The organism is Bacillus sp. MN7755 (genome assembly GCF_054771475.1).
Genome location: NZ_BTRL01000038.1, coordinates 1 through 15,953, shown reverse-complemented (window position 1 = coordinate 15,953; position 15,953 = coordinate 1). Strand labels below are relative to the sequence as shown.

At 37.2% G+C, this 15,953-nt stretch carries 14 protein-coding genes, 2 tRNA genes, 1 rRNA gene and 2 riboswitches; of the genes, 14 read left to right on the top strand and 3 right to left on the bottom strand.

The features are described from left to right. Nucleotides 1-25 precede the first annotated feature (25 nt). The 7 genes from rrf to tsaD all read left to right on the top strand — a co-directional run bounded on the left by rrf (nt 26) and on the right by tsaD (nt 3,103). Nucleotides 26-141: ribosomal RNA gene (gene rrf, locus ACYVEC_RS29970) — 5S ribosomal RNA — on the top strand. Between the two features lie 12 nt (nt 142-153). Continuing rightward, nucleotides 154-230: transfer RNA gene (locus tag ACYVEC_RS29965), tRNA-Met, on the top strand. A 3-nt stretch (nt 231-233) separates the two neighbouring features. Further along, nucleotides 234-309: transfer RNA gene (locus ACYVEC_RS29960), tRNA-Asp, on the top strand. A gap of 174 nt (nt 310-483) precedes the next feature. Then, nucleotides 484-957 carry a tRNA (adenosine(37)-N6)-threonylcarbamoyltransferase complex ATPase subunit type 1 TsaE gene (gene tsaE / locus ACYVEC_RS29955; RefSeq protein WP_063221712.1) on the top strand — a complete coding sequence of 158 codons (474 nt, stop codon included), beginning with the start codon at nt 484-486 and terminating at the stop codon, nt 955-957. Further along, entirely contained in the window at nt 938-1,630 is a 693-nt protein-coding gene (gene tsaB, locus ACYVEC_RS29950) for a tRNA (adenosine(37)-N6)-threonylcarbamoyltransferase complex dimerization subunit type 1 TsaB (protein WP_063221711.1), read from the top strand. Before tsaE ends, tsaB begins: the two co-directional genes overlap by 20 nt. 13 nt (nt 1,631-1,643) lie before the next feature. Next, complete coding sequence (rimI, locus tag ACYVEC_RS29945) at nt 1,644-2,087, top strand: ribosomal protein S18-alanine N-acetyltransferase (protein WP_460509515.1); 444 nt, start codon at nt 1,644-1,646, stop codon at nt 2,085-2,087. Further along, complete coding sequence (tsaD, locus tag ACYVEC_RS29940) at nt 2,087-3,103, top strand: tRNA (adenosine(37)-N6)-threonylcarbamoyltransferase complex transferase subunit TsaD (RefSeq protein ID WP_060629296.1); 1,017 nt, start codon at nt 2,087-2,089, stop codon at nt 3,101-3,103. Before rimI ends, tsaD begins: the two co-directional genes overlap by 1 nt. A gap of 462 nt (nt 3,104-3,565) precedes the next feature. Here tsaD and ACYVEC_RS29935 read toward each other — a convergent pair whose 3' ends face one another. After that, nucleotides 3,566-5,488 (bottom strand): ABC-F family ATP-binding cassette domain-containing protein, encoded by a 1,923-nt coding sequence (locus tag ACYVEC_RS29935; protein ID WP_242475003.1) that lies wholly within the window; start codon nt 5,486-5,488, stop codon nt 3,566-3,568. 187 nt (nt 5,489-5,675) lie between these two features. Here ACYVEC_RS29935 and ACYVEC_RS29930 point away from each other — a divergent pair, with 187 nt between their 5' ends. Continuing rightward, a complete protein-coding gene (locus ACYVEC_RS29930) occupies nt 5,676-6,305 on the top strand; it encodes a redox-sensing transcriptional repressor Rex (RefSeq protein ID WP_000437704.1) in 630 nt (209 codons plus the stop codon). 29 nt (nt 6,306-6,334) lie between these two features. On the opposite strand, the gene ACYVEC_RS29925 is transcribed toward ACYVEC_RS29930, so the two are convergent. Continuing rightward, nucleotides 6,335-6,526, bottom strand: coding sequence for a YdiK family protein (locus ACYVEC_RS29925; RefSeq protein WP_001246201.1), 192 nt, complete (start codon nt 6,524-6,526; stop codon nt 6,335-6,337). Beyond that, nucleotides 6,523-7,272 (bottom strand): CPBP family intramembrane glutamic endopeptidase, encoded by a 750-nt coding sequence (locus ACYVEC_RS29920; RefSeq protein WP_063221708.1) that lies wholly within the window; start codon nt 7,270-7,272, stop codon nt 6,523-6,525. The genes ACYVEC_RS29925 and ACYVEC_RS29920 overlap by 4 nt, the downstream gene beginning before the upstream one ends. 401 nt (nt 7,273-7,673) lie before the next feature. On the opposite strand from ACYVEC_RS29920, the gene groES reads away from it, so the two are divergent. The 6 genes from groES (at nt 7,674) to ampS (ending at nt 15,621) form a co-directional block, all read left to right on the top strand. Further along, entirely contained in the window at nt 7,674-7,958 is a 285-nt protein-coding gene (gene groES / locus ACYVEC_RS29915) for a co-chaperone GroES (protein ID WP_000917306.1), read from the top strand. A gap of 38 nt (nt 7,959-7,996) precedes the next feature. Continuing rightward, entirely contained in the window at nt 7,997-9,631 is a 1,635-nt protein-coding gene (gene groL, locus ACYVEC_RS29910; RefSeq protein ID WP_063221707.1) for a chaperonin GroEL, read from the top strand. 140 nt (nt 9,632-9,771) lie between these two features. Further along, a riboswitch (purine riboswitch) is annotated at nt 9,772-9,873 on the top strand. A gap of 165 nt (nt 9,874-10,038) precedes the next feature. Next, on the top strand, nt 10,039-11,577 hold the full coding sequence (guaA, locus tag ACYVEC_RS29905; protein WP_141526296.1) for a glutamine-hydrolyzing GMP synthase: 1,539 nt from the start codon (nt 10,039-10,041) through the stop codon (nt 11,575-11,577). Between the two features lie 153 nt (nt 11,578-11,730). Then, nucleotides 11,731-11,832, top strand: a riboswitch (purine riboswitch). Nucleotides 11,833-11,959: 127 nt separating this feature from the next. Further along, a complete protein-coding gene (locus ACYVEC_RS29900) occupies nt 11,960-13,285 on the top strand; it encodes an NCS2 family permease (RefSeq protein ID WP_000833093.1) in 1,326 nt (441 codons plus the stop codon). Nucleotides 13,286-13,430: 145 nt separating this feature from the next. Then, nucleotides 13,431-14,132 (top strand): response regulator transcription factor, encoded by a 702-nt coding sequence (locus ACYVEC_RS29895; protein WP_063221705.1) that lies wholly within the window; start codon nt 13,431-13,433, stop codon nt 14,130-14,132. Next, a complete protein-coding gene (gene ampS / locus ACYVEC_RS29890; protein WP_460509509.1) occupies nt 14,116-15,621 on the top strand; it encodes an aminopeptidase AmpS in 1,506 nt (501 codons plus the stop codon). Before ACYVEC_RS29895 ends, ampS begins: the two co-directional genes overlap by 17 nt. The last annotated feature ends 332 nt before the right edge of the window (nt 15,622-15,953 follow it).

The window sequence follows — 15,953 nt, the reverse complement described above, 5'->3', positions numbered from 1 at the left end:
TTTTGAAGGAATATGCCTTCAATAGTTTGGTGATGATGGCAGAGAGGTCACACCCGTTCCCATACCGAACACGGAAGTTAAGCTCTCTAGCGCCGATGGTAGTTGGGACCTTGTCCCTGTGAGAGTAGGACGTCGCCAAGCTATTTATATCATCGCGGGGTGGAGCAGCACGGTAGCTCGTCGGGCTCATAACCCGAAGGTCGCAGGTTCAAATCCTGTCCCCGCAACCAAATGGTCCCGTGGTGTAGTGGTTAACATGCCTGCCTGTCACGCAGGAGATCGCCGGTTCGACCCCGGTCGGGACCGCCATTTTATATAAAGAAAAGAACGAAACATGTTGTTTCGTATTTTTTTATTTGTTTTAACAAAAAACTAATAAAGACAGTCAAACTATCCTTAGGAAAACTCCTAAGGACTTTTTTATATATTTAAAACCTGTATAATAAAGAGCAGAGAACATTGTGAGTAAAGTAGGTGAAGTCTGTGAGTAAATATGAAATAACAACAAAATCATCTGAGGAAACACAAAGATTATCAGAAAAACTAGGTGAACTTGTCGGGGCACAAGATGTAATTATTTTAGAAGGAGATCTGGGAGCTGGTAAGACGACTTTTACGAAAGGACTAGCAAAAGGTCTTGGAGTGAAAAGAGTTGTAAATAGTCCTACCTTTAATATCATTAAAGAATATAAAGGAAGATTACCGCTATATCATATGGACGTGTATCGCTTAGCAGAAAGTGAAGAAGACTTAGGTTTTGATGAGTATTTCTACGGTGAAGGAATTACAGTAGTAGAATGGGCTCATTTAATAGAAGCATATTTACCAAATGAAAAGTTACAAATTAGTTTATTCCATGCTGGAGATGACACAAGAAAAATTGTGCTCGAGCCAATTGGAGACCGATATATTAGATTATGTGAGGAGCTATTACAAGATGAAAGTACTAGCAATTGATACTTCAAATTACGTAATGGGCGTATCCCTTATTGAGGAAGGAAATGTAATTGGGGAAATCATTACGAATTTAACAAAAAACCATTCTGTACGTCTTATGCCAGCTGTAGAACAACTGTTAAAAGAATGCGGTGTAAAGCCGAAAGAATTAACTAAAATTGTTGTAGCAGCTGGACCAGGATCGTATACAGGTGTTCGCATAGGTGTTACAGCTGCGAAAACATTAGCTTGGTCACTTCAAATACCAATTGTAGGTGTATCAAGTTTAGAAGTAGTAGCTGCAAATGGTGTTAATTTTAATGGACTAATCTGTCCTTTATTCGACGGAAGACGTGGACAAATTTATACTGGCTTATATACATATGAAGGAGAGAATTTAACTTCTATAGAAGAAGACCGAATCATCCTTATTGTAGACTGGTTGCAAATGTTACAAGATAAAGGAAAGCCTGTTTTATTTATTGGTAACGATGTTAAACTGCACAAAGAAACAATTATCGAACATTTAGGCGATCAAGCTGTATTTGCTCCTTTCACTAAAAATAACCCAAGACCAAGTGAGTTAGCGTTCTTAGGATTACAAAAAGCAGAACAAGATGTACATTCATTTGTTCCTAGTTATCTTCGTTTAGCTGAAGCTGAAACAAAGTGGTTAGAAAGTCAAAACAAGTAGGAGCTTGCAGAAGATGGATATGATATTTAGAAAGATGGAATTCGATGATATTGCTCAAATTGTAGCTATTGAAGTAGCATCTTTTTCAACTCCTTGGACTGCAGATGCCTTTCACCGTGAGTTAACGATGAATGAACATGCACATTATGTTGTGCTAGAAAAAGATGGTCGTGTAATTGGGTATTGTGGATTGTGGATAATTATTGATGAATTACATATAACAAATATAGCCATTTTACCAGAATACAGAGGTCAGAAGCTAGGAGATGCTTTATTGAAAGAAGTTATTTCCGAAGCGAAAGCTCTAGGAGTAAAAACGATGACACTTGAAGTACGTGTATCAAATGAAGTAGCAAAACAGTTATACAGAAAATACGGATTTCAAAATGGTGGAATTCGTAAACGATACTATGCAGACAATCAGGAAGATGGTCTCGTAATGTGGGTGAATATATAATGGAAAAAAATACGATTATACTCGGCATTGAAACAAGTTGTGATGAAACAGCAGTAGCGGTTGTTAAAAATGGAACGGAAATTATTGCGAATGTCGTTGCATCACAAATTGAAAGTCATAAACGTTTTGGTGGAGTTGTACCAGAGATTGCATCCCGTCATCATGTAGAAGAAATTACAGTTGTGTTAGAAGAAGCATTAAAAGAAGCAAATATCACATTTGATGATATTGATGCAATTGCTGTAACAGAAGGGCCTGGTTTAGTAGGAGCGCTTTTAATAGGGGTAAATGCAGCGAAAGCAGTAGCTTTTGCACATGATATTCCTCTAGTTGGTGTTCATCATATCGCTGGTCACATTTACGCAAACCGTTTAGTAAAAGAAGTTCAGTTCCCACTACTATCACTTGTTGTATCTGGTGGACATACAGAGCTTGTTTATATGAAAGAGCATGGTTCATTTGAAGTAATTGGTGAAACAAGAGATGATGCAGCTGGAGAGGCATATGATAAAGTAGCTCGTACGTTATCCATGCCATATCCAGGGGGGCCTCATATTGATCGCCTTGCACACGAAGGAGAACCAACAATCGATTTGCCTCGTGCATGGCTAGAACCGGATTCGTATGATTTCAGCTTTAGTGGATTGAAATCAGCAGTTATCAACACTGTGCATAACGCAAAACAACGAGGAATCGAAATTGCACCGGAAGATTTAGCAGCAAGTTTCCAAGAGAGTGTAATAGATGTGCTGGTAACGAAAGCATCTCGTGCAGCAGAAGCGTATAATGTAAAACAACTGCTTCTCGCTGGTGGAGTTGCTGCGAATAAAGGACTTCGCACACGTTTGGAGGCAGAATTTGCGCCAAAAGAAAATATTGAGCTAATTATTCCTCCGTTATCTTTATGCACAGATAATGCAGCGATGATTGCAGCGGCAGGTACGATTGCATATGAACAAGGAAAACGTGCTACATTAGCTTTAAATGCAAATCCAGGATTAGATATTGAAGCATAGTTATACACAAAATTAACCACAGCTTGTGGATAAAAGCCATATTATCTGTTGATAATGTGGCTTTTACTGTGTATATAAAATGTTAATAACTTTTTTAGTGATTGTGGATAATGTGGAAAAGTTATTTCTGTGTTTATATATTAAAGGTGGATATGTGTATAACGTTGTGGATAAATCAAACGAAGTCTGACCTTTGAATATATCCTTTTTCGGGAAATAAAATAATGGTGAATATCTGAAAAGATATTTCGAGATAATCTTCTTTTAATTTGCGAATTGGTATAGATGTCAAACTTTGTCGGTAAATCGATACTTGGTGTCGAATCGTTGATATAGTTCCAGTTACGATGGACATATTCAAAAAACGTTCATGTACGATGACGTTGCTTCGCTCTAGAAAACAAAAAGGATGTCACATAGTCAAAAATCCCGACTTATGAGACATCCTCCTTATTCATACTCTTATAAATGCAATTCTTCCCATTCTGCCATACAAGCATCGAGTTGCTCTTGTAGTGTTTGTTTTTTTGTTGTAATTTCACTAGCCTTTTCATAATCTGCATATATTTCTGGTAAGCAAAGTTGATCTTCTAACGTAGCAATTTCTTCTTCCAATACTACAATGTTTTGTTCTAGCTCCTCAATTTTTCGAGTACGTTGACGCTCTAATTTTTTGCGCTCTTTTTCTTCGAGATAATTTAATTTTTCTTGTGCAACTGTCTTTTGAACCGGTGCTTCATCTTCTTGCTCTAATTCCGCACGTTCGATCATCTCATTTTTCTTTGCAACGTAGTAATCGTAATCCCCTAAATACTCCTGTGCACCTTCTGTTGATAACTCAACAACGGTTGTCGTTACACGATTAATAAAGTAGCGGTCATGTGAGACAAATAGAAGAGTACCTGGATAATCGATTAAAGCATTCTCCAAAATCTCTTTACTATTTAAATCAAGATGGTTCGTAGGTTCATCGAGAATTAATAAATTTGATTTTTGCATCATAAGTTTTGCAAGGGCTAACCGAGCTTTTTGTCCACCACTCAGAGAAGATACTGGTTTTAGTACATCATCCCCTGTGAATAAGAAGTTACCTAGTATCGTGCGAATTTCCTTTTCAGGTTGCAGAGGATATTCATCCCATAATTCATTTAATACGCGCTTCGAAGATGTTAAGTTAGCTTGTTCCTGATCATAATAGCCAACAGATACATTGGATCCGAAAGAAACATCACCATTTAATAGGGGTAACTTATTCACAAGTGATTTTAATAATGTGGATTTTCCAATTCCGTTTGGACCAACTAAAGCAACACTATCCCCGCGAGTTAAGCGCATTGTTACATGTTCAATAATCGGATCCTCATCATATCCGATGGTTGCATCCTTTACTTGTAAAACGTCATTTCCACTTTGTTTTTCAATATCGAAGTGGAAGGAAGCTGACTTAGAATCACCTAATGGTCTTGTTAATAATTCCATTCGGTCTAATTGTTTACGACGGCTTTGCGCACGTTTTGTCGTAGATGCACGAGCTATATTTTTTTGAACGAAGTCTTCCAGCTTAGCGATTTCATCTTGTTGTTTTTCATAACGTTTCATTTCCTGCTCGTATAGTGCTGATTTTAAGTCTAAATATTTACTGTAGTTACCAACAAATCGTCTACTTTCTTTATTCGAAATTTCATATACTTGTGTAACGAGTTTATCTAAGAAATAACGGTCATGGGAAACGATTAGTATTGCGCCAGGATAACCTTGTAAATATTGTTCAAGCCATGTTAATGTTTCGATGTCTAAATGGTTTGTAGGCTCGTCCAAAATAAGTAGGTCTGGTTTCGTTAATAATAATTTACCGAGAGCTAATCGTGTTTTTTGTCCACCGCTTAATGTGGAAATCGTCGTCTGGTGCGTTTCAACTGGGAAGCCAAGACCACTTAAAATCGAACGGATATCTGCTTCATATTGGTAGCCACCTTGATCTTTATAATCTAATTGCAATTGGTCATAATCAGCTAATAATCTTTCATATGTAGCCTCGTTTGAAAAGTTTTCTTCTTTTCCCATCTCTTGCTCTAGCCTTCGAAGCTTTGTCTCCATTTGTTGCAAGTGTGTAAAGACGGTTAACATTTCATCCCAAATTGTTAAAGACGTTTCTAACCCGGTATTTTGGGCTAAATATCCGATTGAGACATCTTTCGGTTTTATAATTTCGCCACCATCATGAGATAGCTCACCAGCTATTATTTTTAATAATGTAGATTTTCCGGCTCCATTTCGTCCGACTAATGCGATACGATCCTTCGTTTGAACTTCCAATTTTATGTTTGCAAGAATCGTTTCTGCACCGTATAATTTCGAAAGCGCGTTTACTTGTAATAAAATCAATGTTTTCACCTCAAATAATTTCTTAACTTTGCCATGTTTATATTTCTCAATCATACTAAAAATAGTGTATAGTTTAAAATACAGAGAGAATACTTCTTCTTTCTATTATACAAGGAATTTAATAAGTGCTAAACTTCTGTATTTGATTAAAGCATATGAATAAAGATAGGAAGAGAGGAGAGGTTATATGGAGCAGCAGAAAATTCCACAAGCCACTGCTAAGAGATTGCCTCTATACTATCGATTTATCCAAAACTTATCTCTGTCTGGTAAGCAACGTGTTTCATCAGCCGAATTAAGTGAAGCGGTAAAGGTTGATTCCGCAACAATTCGAAGAGATTTCTCATACTTTGGAGCGTTAGGGAAAAAAGGATATGGATATAACGTAAATTATTTATTATCATTTTTCCGTGAAACACTCGACCAAGATGATATAACACGTGTAGCGCTTATTGGAGTAGGTAATTTAGGGACCGCTTTCTTACATTATAATTTCACGAAAAATAATAATACAAAAATTGAAATGGCGTTTGATGTTAGTGAAGAGAAAGTTGGAACAGAAATCGGAGGCATTCCTGTATATCACTTAGATGAATTAGAAGAACGTTTATCAACTGATATACAAGTGGCAATATTAACAGTACCCGCTACAGTAGCGCAATCTGTAGCCGATAGATTGGCAGAAACAAATGTGCATGGTATTTTGAATTTCACACCAGCACGCTTAAATGTGTCAGACAATATAAGAATTCATCATATTGATTTAGCAGTGGAGTTACAAACACTTGTTTACTTTTTGAAAAATTATCCACAATAAAACGCAGAGGAAGCGACCTCTGCGTTTTATTATTGTTTTTTCTTTGTGAATTTAACTAAGATAAGGCGAAGTGCCAAATTAAAATCAATCGTTGCCATAACTGCAAATAGTATTGTCCACATATTCCAGATTGTATCTGTTACGTTCGTAATGGCGAAGCGTGTAAAGATACATCCTAGAAGGAAGTACAATGCAGCCATGAACAATGGTGAGTTTCTCATACTAAAAATCCTCCGATAAAGCCTTGCATTTTTTCAGCTTCTTTAATCATTTCTTGAATTTGTTCGTTACTTACTAAAACTTGAGCAACTGCAACTAATGTATTCATTGCAACATGAGCGGCAATTGGAACGATAATACGTTTCGTTTTTACATATAAGAAGGCGAATACGAGCCCCATAGCGGTGTATACCAATAAGTGAGTAAAATCAAAATGAATCGCCGCAAATACAAGGGAACTAATGATAGCGGCAATAAAGAAGTTAAACTTCTTATAAAGTGTACCAAATAAAATTTTTCTAAATACGATTTCTTCTAAAATAGGTCCGATTATAGAAATAACGATAAGGAACCAAGGTGTCGTTCTTGCGATATCCATAAGTCTCGCTGTATTTTCAGATCCAGGTTTAATACCTAATACATACATTTCGATCATGCCAGCAATACTTTGCGAGAAAAATGCTAAGAAGAACCCGATAAAAATCCAACCAATCGTAGCTGGAACAGTAGAACGCATCTTATCTAAATGTCTGTCGCGAATATCTGTTCTAAGTAACCAAAGTACGATACATAATGCAATAAAGAAGCTAATGATCGCCCAGTGACCAGTTATGAGTTGAAATTTCTCTTCCCTAGTAAATCCCCTGTTATCATAAAGTCCAGTTTTCAGAAGAAGTGGTAATCCAGCAATTGATGATAACTGCATTAAAATGTATGTAACGATAACCCACCAATATTGTTTTTTCAAATGGTTTAACCATCCTTTCTAACTCTAGTGTATGAGATAAGGTAGGATAACATGTAAATATGCTACCTACGATATAAACCTTACTTAAATTATGTTTTTTTTGTAAATCCTTATTTGAAATTATAATAGAAGACAGGAGAAAGTTGTGTTTGTAGCGAAAACAACTTAGGGTGTCCTTTCATATTGTAACATACGAGTAGTGGAAACAACGATTCATATAGTAAAGGTAGAAGAAGAGGAACTCTATATAGAAAAGTTTATAGCGTAATTTGCGAAAAAATTATGATTTTTTTACTTGCAAAAGAAATTGAGATTATTTATTATTATAAGTGTGTTAGCACTCGGGTGACTTGAGTGCTAATAAATAAAATTTACATAACAAAATGAGGAGGTTATTGTTCATGCTAAAGCCATTAGGTGATCGCGTTGTAATTGAGCTTGTTCAAGCGGAAGAAAAAACAGCAAGTGGTATTGTATTACCAGACACAGCAAAAGAAAAACCACAAGAGGGTAAAGTTATTGCAGTAGGTACTGGTCGAGTGCTTGAAAATGGTGAGCGTGTTGCTTTAGAGGTAGCAGCAGGTGATCTTATCATCTTCTCAAAATATGCAGGTACTGAAGTGAAATATGAAGGTACAGACTACTTGATTTTACGTGAAAGTGACATTTTAGCAGTTATCGGTTAATTATATAAATCTTAAAAAATCCAAGGGGGTCAATTATTATGGCAAAAGATATTAAATTTAGTGAAGAAGCACGTCGTTCGATGCTTCGCGGTGTCGACACTCTTGCAAACGCAGTAAAAGTAACACTTGGACCAAAAGGTCGTAACGTTGTACTTGAGAAAAAATTTGGTTCACCACTTATTACAAATGATGGTGTAACAATCGCAAAAGAAATTGAATTAGAAGATGCATTCGAAAACATGGGTGCGAAATTAGTAGCAGAAGTTGCTAGCAAAACAAATGATGTAGCTGGTGACGGAACAACAACTGCAACTGTATTAGCACAAGCTATGATTCGTGAAGGTCTTAAAAACGTAACAGCTGGTGCGAACCCAATGGGTCTTCGTAAAGGTATCGAAAAAGCTGTTACTGCTGCAATTGAAGAATTAAAAACGATTTCTAAACCAATCGAAGGTAAATCTTCTATCGCACAAGTAGCTGCTATTTCTGCGGCTGACGAAGAAGTAGGTCAATTAATTGCTGAAGCAATGGAGCGCGTTGGTAACGACGGCGTTATTACTTTAGAAGAATCTAAAGGCTTCACAACAGAATTAGACGTAGTAGAAGGTATGCAATTTGATCGTGGATATGCATCTCCTTACATGATTACTGATTCTGATAAGATGGAAGCAGTTCTTGATAACCCATACATCTTAATTACTGACAAAAAGATTTCTAACATTCAAGAAATCTTACCAGTATTAGAGCAAGTGGTACAACAAGGTAAACCACTTCTTATCATTGCTGAAGATGTAGAAGGCGAAGCGTTAGCTACATTAGTAGTGAACAAACTTCGTGGTACATTCAATGTAGTAGCTGTTAAAGCTCCTGGATTTGGTGACCGTCGTAAAGCAATGCTAGAAGATATCGCAATCTTAACTGGTGGCGAAGTAATCACTGAAGAATTAGGCCGTGACTTAAAATCTGCTACAGTTGAATCTTTAGGACGCGCTGGTAAAGTTGTTGTAACGAAAGAAAACACAACTGTAGTTGAAGGTATTGGAAATTCACAACAAATCGAAGCTCGCATTGGTCAAATCCGTGCGCAATTAGAAGAAACAACTTCTGAATTCGATCGTGAAAAATTACAAGAGCGTCTTGCAAAACTTGCAGGTGGCGTAGCAGTAATTAAAGTAGGTGCAGCAACTGAAACTGAGTTAAAAGAGCGCAAACTTCGCATTGAAGATGCACTTAACTCAACTCGTGCAGCAGTAGAAGAAGGTATCGTTGCAGGTGGTGGTACTTCACTTATGAACGTATACACGAAAGTTGCTGCTATCGTAGCTGAAGGCGACGAAGCTACAGGTATCAACATCGTACTTCGCGCACTAGAAGAGCCAGTTCGTCAAATCGCAATCAACGCTGGTCTAGAAGGATCTGTAGTTGTAGAGCGTCTAAAAGGCGAAAAAGTAGGCGTTGGTTTCAACGCAGCTACTGGCGAGTGGGTTAACATGCTTGAAACTGGTATCGTAGATCCAGCTAAAGTAACTCGCTCTGCACTTCAAAACGCAGCATCTGTTGCAGCTATGTTCTTAACAACTGAAGCTGTAGTAGCTGACAAGCCAGAACCAAATGCACCAGCAATGCCTGACATGGGCGGCATGGGCATGGGCGGTATGGGCGGAATGATGTAATTCCGTTTGTCCTAAAAAACATCCATTTCTATATAGAAATGGATGTTTTTTTATGTTTTTTAGAAAAGGAAATGAATTTCTGTAGAATTTTGTCGCTTTCTCTCTTGACCATATTGATACTTCATTGTTAGAATCTAGGAAGATAATATAAAACGATCCTTCATATATCCTCAAAGATAAGGTTTGAGAGTCTCTACCGGGTTACCGTAAACAACCTGACTATGAAGGCAGTGTGTCTTATATTTATAAAGAACGGAAGACTATCTTTCTTTATAAAGCCAGACCCCTGCCTTTTCTTTGTTATGAGACTAGAGGCGGAGGACTGGCTTTTTTTATTATATTAGTAATGCTTTTTGCCAAATTGGTGAAAATATTTATATACGAGAACTAACGTTGGGGTGATTATTTTGAAGAAGCAGCATGATACAATTATCGTTTTAGATTTTGGGAGTCAGTACAATCAGTTAATAGCACGTCGAATTCGTGAGTTCGGTGTATACAGTGAACTTCATCCACATACAATTACTGCAGAAGAAATTAAAGCAATGAATCCAAAAGGGATTATCTTCTCTGGTGGACCAAATAGTGTATACGGTGAAGGTGCATTACATTGTGATGAAAAAATCTTTGACCTAGGATTACCGATCTTCGGTATTTGTTACGGTATGCAGCTTATGACGCAACAATTCGGTGGTAAAGTAGAGCGTGCAAATCACCGTGAGTACGGAAAAGCTGTTCTTAAAGTAGAGAACGAATCAAAATTATATGCGAACCTTCCAGAAGAGCAAGTTGTATGGATGAGCCATGGCGACTTAGTAACTGGTTTACCTGAAGGATTCGTAGTAGATGCAACAAGTGAGTCTTGTCCAATTGCTGGTATGAGCAATGAAGCGAAAAACTTATACGGTGTACAATTCCACCCAGAAGTACGTCACTCTGAGCACGGTAACGATTTAATTAAAAACTTCGTATTCGGCGTATGTGGTTGTTCTGAAGGATGGAACATGGAGAACTTTATCGAAGTAGAATTAGAGAAAATCCGTGAAACTGTTGGAGACAAAAAAGTACTATGCGCACTTAGTGGCGGTGTAGACTCTTCTGTTGTAGCAGTATTAATTCATAAAGCGATCGGCGACCAATTAACATGTATTTTCGTTGATCATGGCTTACTTCGTAAAGGTGAAGCAGAAGGCGTTATGAAAACATTCAGCGAAGGCTTCCACATGAACGTTATTAAAGTGGATGCACAAGAACGCTTCATGAACAAGTTAAAAGGTGTAGAAGATCCAGAACAAAAACGTAAAATCATCGGTAATGAATTCATTTACGTATTTGATGATGAAGCGTCTAAATTACAAGGAATGGACTTCCTAGCGCAAGGTACACTTTACACAGATATCGTTGAGAGTGGTACAGCAACTGCACAAACAATTAAATCTCACCATAACGTTGGTGGACTTCCAGAAGACATGCAGTTCAAATTAATTGAGCCTTTAAACACATTATTTAAAGATGAAGTACGTGTATTAGGATCAGAACTAGGAATTCCTGATGAAATCGTATGGCGTCAACCATTCCCAGGCCCTGGTCTTGGTATTCGTGTATTAGGTGAAATCACAGAAGAGAAATTAGAAATCGTTCGTGAATCTGATGCGATTTTACGTGAAGAAATTATTAAAGCAGGATTAGACCGCGAAATCTGGCAATACTTCACTGCGCTTCCTGGTATGCGTAGCGTAGGTGTTATGGGTGACGAGCGTACTTACGATTACACAGTAGGTATCCGTGCAGTAACATCTATCGACGGTATGACAGCTGACTGGGCACGTATCCCTTGGGATGTATTAGAGAAAATCTCTGTACGTATCGTAAACGAAGTAAAACACGTTAACCGTATCGTGTATGATGTAACGAGTAAGCCACCAGCAACAATTGAGTGGGAATAGTATTATAATAAAAGATCCATCTATTGCTCATGCATAGATGGATCTTTTATATTTTAAGTTAAATACGAACGAAAATATAAAAGTTCATAAAAATGTTCGTTTTTAAATTGACAAAAATACTTTCAAGAGTTAATATGAGTATGTAATTCAAACGAAAAGTGAATATTATGCCGTCGTATAATATCGGGGATATGGCCCGAAAGTTTCTACCTAGCTACCGTAAATGGCTTGACTACGAGGCGTTTTTATAAAGGTGAGGGGAATCTTATCTTTATTCATAGAACGCTTCCATGTATATGCAATGGAAGCCTTTTTTATTTTTAATAGATAAAAGAGGGCTAGGGAATTGCGGCGAGTAATCATATAACGGGGGAAACGTAAGATGAAACGCTATTTTCAGTTTGATGAACTCGGCACAAATTATAAAACAGAGTTCATAGCAGGTTTAACGACATTTTTATCTATGGCGTATGTGCTATTTGTCAATCCTGCTACGCTGTCACTTGGAAATGTTAAAGGATTACCGGCAGGTACAGGAATGGATCCGGGTGCAGTATTCGTTGCTACAGCATTAGCAGCAGCAATCGGTTCTTTAATTATGGGTATTTTCGCGAAGTATCCAATTGCTTTAGCGCCAGGTATGGGAATTAACGCGTTCTTTGCTTATACGGCAGTGTTAACGATGGGTATTCCGTGGCAGACAGCAATTGCTGGAACGTTAATGTCAGGTATTATCTTTATTATTCTTACTGCTTCAGGTATTCGTGAAAAAATCATTAATGCAATTCCATCAGAGTTAAAGTTTGCAGTAGCGGCAGGTATCGGATTATTCATTGCCTTCCTTGGATTCCAAAATGCCGGAATTATCGTGAAAAATGATGCTGTCCTTGTTGGGTTGGGGGATTTAACAAAGGGCACAACGTTACTAGCAATTTTCGGAGTTGTTACGACAATCATCTTCATGATTAAGAAAGTTAATGGTGCAGTATTCTACGGTATGATTCTTACAGCGATCTTAGGAGTGGCAACAGGATTAATTGATACTCCGAAAGCTGTAGTGGGAGCAATACCGAGTCTAGAACCAACGTTCGGTGCGGCGTTAACGCACTTTGGAGATATTTTCACTGTTCAAATGGGGATTGTTATTATAACGTTCTTCTTTATCGATTTCTTTGATACAGCAGGTACGCTTGTAGCGGTTGCGAATCAAGCGGGATTAATGAAGAACAATAAATTACCACGTGCAGGAAAAGCGTTATTTGCAGATGCGATTGCAACTGTAATCGGTGCGATCTTAGGTACATCAACAACAACGTCTTACATTGAATCGTCTGCAGGGGTAGCAGCGGGAGGACGTTCTGGATTTACAGCAGTTGTAACAGCGGGATTCTTCTTACTGGCACTATTCTTCTCGCCATTACTAAGTGTTGTAACACCAGCTGTAACGGCACCAGCATTAATTATTGTAGGGATCTTGATGGTTTCTTCTTTAGGAGAAATTGATTGGAAGAAATTCGAGATTGCAGTACCAGCATTCTTTACAATCATTTCAATGCCACTTACGTATAGTATTGCGACAGGGATTGCGATTGGGTTTATCTTCTATCCAATTACAATGGTAGTAAGTGGTCGTCGTAAAGAGATTCATCCAATTATGTATGTTATGGGAGTTTTATTCGTACTATATTTCATCTACGTTCGTAAATAAAAGGGGTTTTTTGAAAGGTCTAGACTTAAGGGGAGTCTAGACCTTTTTTGCGTCTTCAGAAAAACTTAAGGATTTCCGAGCGTTTTTCTTCAGAAGTTTTCCTATAATAGAAGTTAGGGATTAAAAAAGTAATGGGGGAGATATTGTGGCACACGAAACAATACTTGTCGTAGATGATGAAAAAGAAATTCGAAATTTAATTACAATCTATTTAAAGAATGAAGGATATAAAGTACTGCAAGCAGGAGATGGAGAAGAAGGATTACGTCTCCTGGAAGAAAATGAAGTGCATCTAGTCGTACTAGATATTATGATGCCAAAAGTAGACGGTATTCATATGTGTATGAAAGTAAGGGAAGAAAAAGAAATGCCAATCATTATGCTTTCAGCGAAAACGCAAGATATGGATAAGATTTTAGGATTAACAACGGGTGCTGATGATTATGTAACGAAGCCGTTTAATCCGTTAGAGTTAATCGCAAGAATTAAATCTCAGTTACGCCGTTATATGAAAATGAATGGTTTCGCTATACAAAATGAGGACGAGCTAGAAATTGGAGAGATGAAAATTAACAGCTCAACCCATAAAGTTATTGTAGAGGGAGAAGAAGTGAAACTAACTCCGAGGGAATTTTCAATTTTAGAATTGCTAGCCCGTAATCCAGGTATGGTCTTTAGCGCGGAGCAAATTTATGAAAAGGTTTGGAACGAACGATCTTTCCAGTCTGATAATACTGTAATGGTTCATATTCGAAAAGTACGTGAAAAGATTGAGGAGAATCCAAGGAAACCTAGATATATAAAAACAGTATGGGGAGTGGGGTATAAGATTGAAAAAGATATTTAATCCTTTTACTTATGTAAGGAAAACAAGAGAATTAATTGAGAAATTAGTAAAGAGCGTACGGAAGAGTATAAGAATTCAATTGATTACTACTTTTGCTGCTTGTGCGTTATTAGGAGTTTTGTCAGCAAAGGCAGCTGCGCCATTTTTTGAGAATGCGAATCGTCAAGCGACTATCGATTATGGGGCTGGTATGGAACGAATTAATCACCAAGCTCAAGGGGCGGCAAATAGTTCGGTTCATGAAAATAAATTAGAAGCTATATCCGATATGATCGAAATGGAGAATCAAAATTTAGAGCAAGGATCTAGAGCTTTAAAAATATTGGTTACTGATGAGAGTGGTAAAGTTTTATATAAAACGAAGCAGGCGCAAGAAGAGCAAATCGATTTGCATAATACGATTCGTAATGCAGCATCATTTGCGATTAACTATTCAAATGGTCGAGATGTATTTGAAAATACGAGAAAAGAATTTATAGCTTTTTCACCTATTACAATAGAAGATAAGAATTTATATATGTTCGTTAGTGGAATACCAGATGGTGTAGTAATGTATGATACGGAAGAAGGACCATTCCCATTTTTAATTGGTGTACTCGTGTTCATTTTCTCTTTCTTCTATATAACAAAGAGGAAGATGAAGCAAATTGAAGCGATGGCAGAAGGTGTAAAGGAAATAGAAAAAGGAAACTTAGCGTACCGTATTGAGAAGAAAGGTGAAGATGAGATTGCGTCTTTAACTGAGAATATTAATAATATGGCGGAAGAGCTTATGAATAATATAGAAAAAGAACGTAAATTAGAAAAGCAGAAAAATGAGCTTATTACGAATGTATCTCATGATTTACGTACACCACTTACTTCTATTATGGGTTACTTACGATTACTTCGAGATTCTAAATATGAAAATCAAGAACAACATGATGAGTATACGAGAATTGCTTTTGCGAAGTCGGAGCAGTTAAAGAATTTAATAGAAGATTTATTTGAGTATACGAAGTTAACGAATGAACAAGTTGTGTTAGAAAAACAAGAAGTATGTGTAAATGAGTTATTGGAGCAATTAATAGAAGAGTTAGTACCGCAAGCGGAAGAGCATGGACTTACGTTTGTTAAGAAGTTTCCTGAGGAACGTGCCTATGCAGCGATTGATTCGGAAAAGATGGTCCGTGTATTTGATAATCTATTAATGAACGCGATTAAGTATAGTAAAGATGATGGGGAGATAAAAGTTTCTCTTCAAAGGCAGCGCCGGGATATACAAATTGTAATTGCGAATCATAGTGAAGAGTTTACGAGAGAAGAGTTAGCGAGTTTGTTTGAACGCTTTTATAAGAAAGATCAATCTAGAAGTAGAGTAACAGAAGGATCGGGCCTTGGATTGGCGATTGCGAAAAGTATTGTTGAATTACAAGGTGGTAGTATTCGAGCTGAATATGAGGATGGTATTATTCAGTTTATCGTCTCGTTACCAATTATAGAAAGATAATAAACGAATAGAATGGTATATGATAAAAAGGCTTATTTTAAAAGAAATAAGCCTTTTTATATTTTTTTTAGAAAAACATGTTGACGATTAGGGATTAGAGGTGTAATATAGAAAAAGTCGCCGATGCAATAACGCAGAACACGACAAACGAAATGAAAAACTTAGTTGACATTAACTAACGAAGATGTTAACATAAGGAAGTCGCAAATGAGCGACCAAGTAGTTCTTTGAAAACTGAACGAAACAAACAACGTGAAACGTCAATTTTTATTTTTAGATGCTAGACAAACTAACTTTATTGGAGAGTTTGATCCTGGCTCAGGATGAACGCT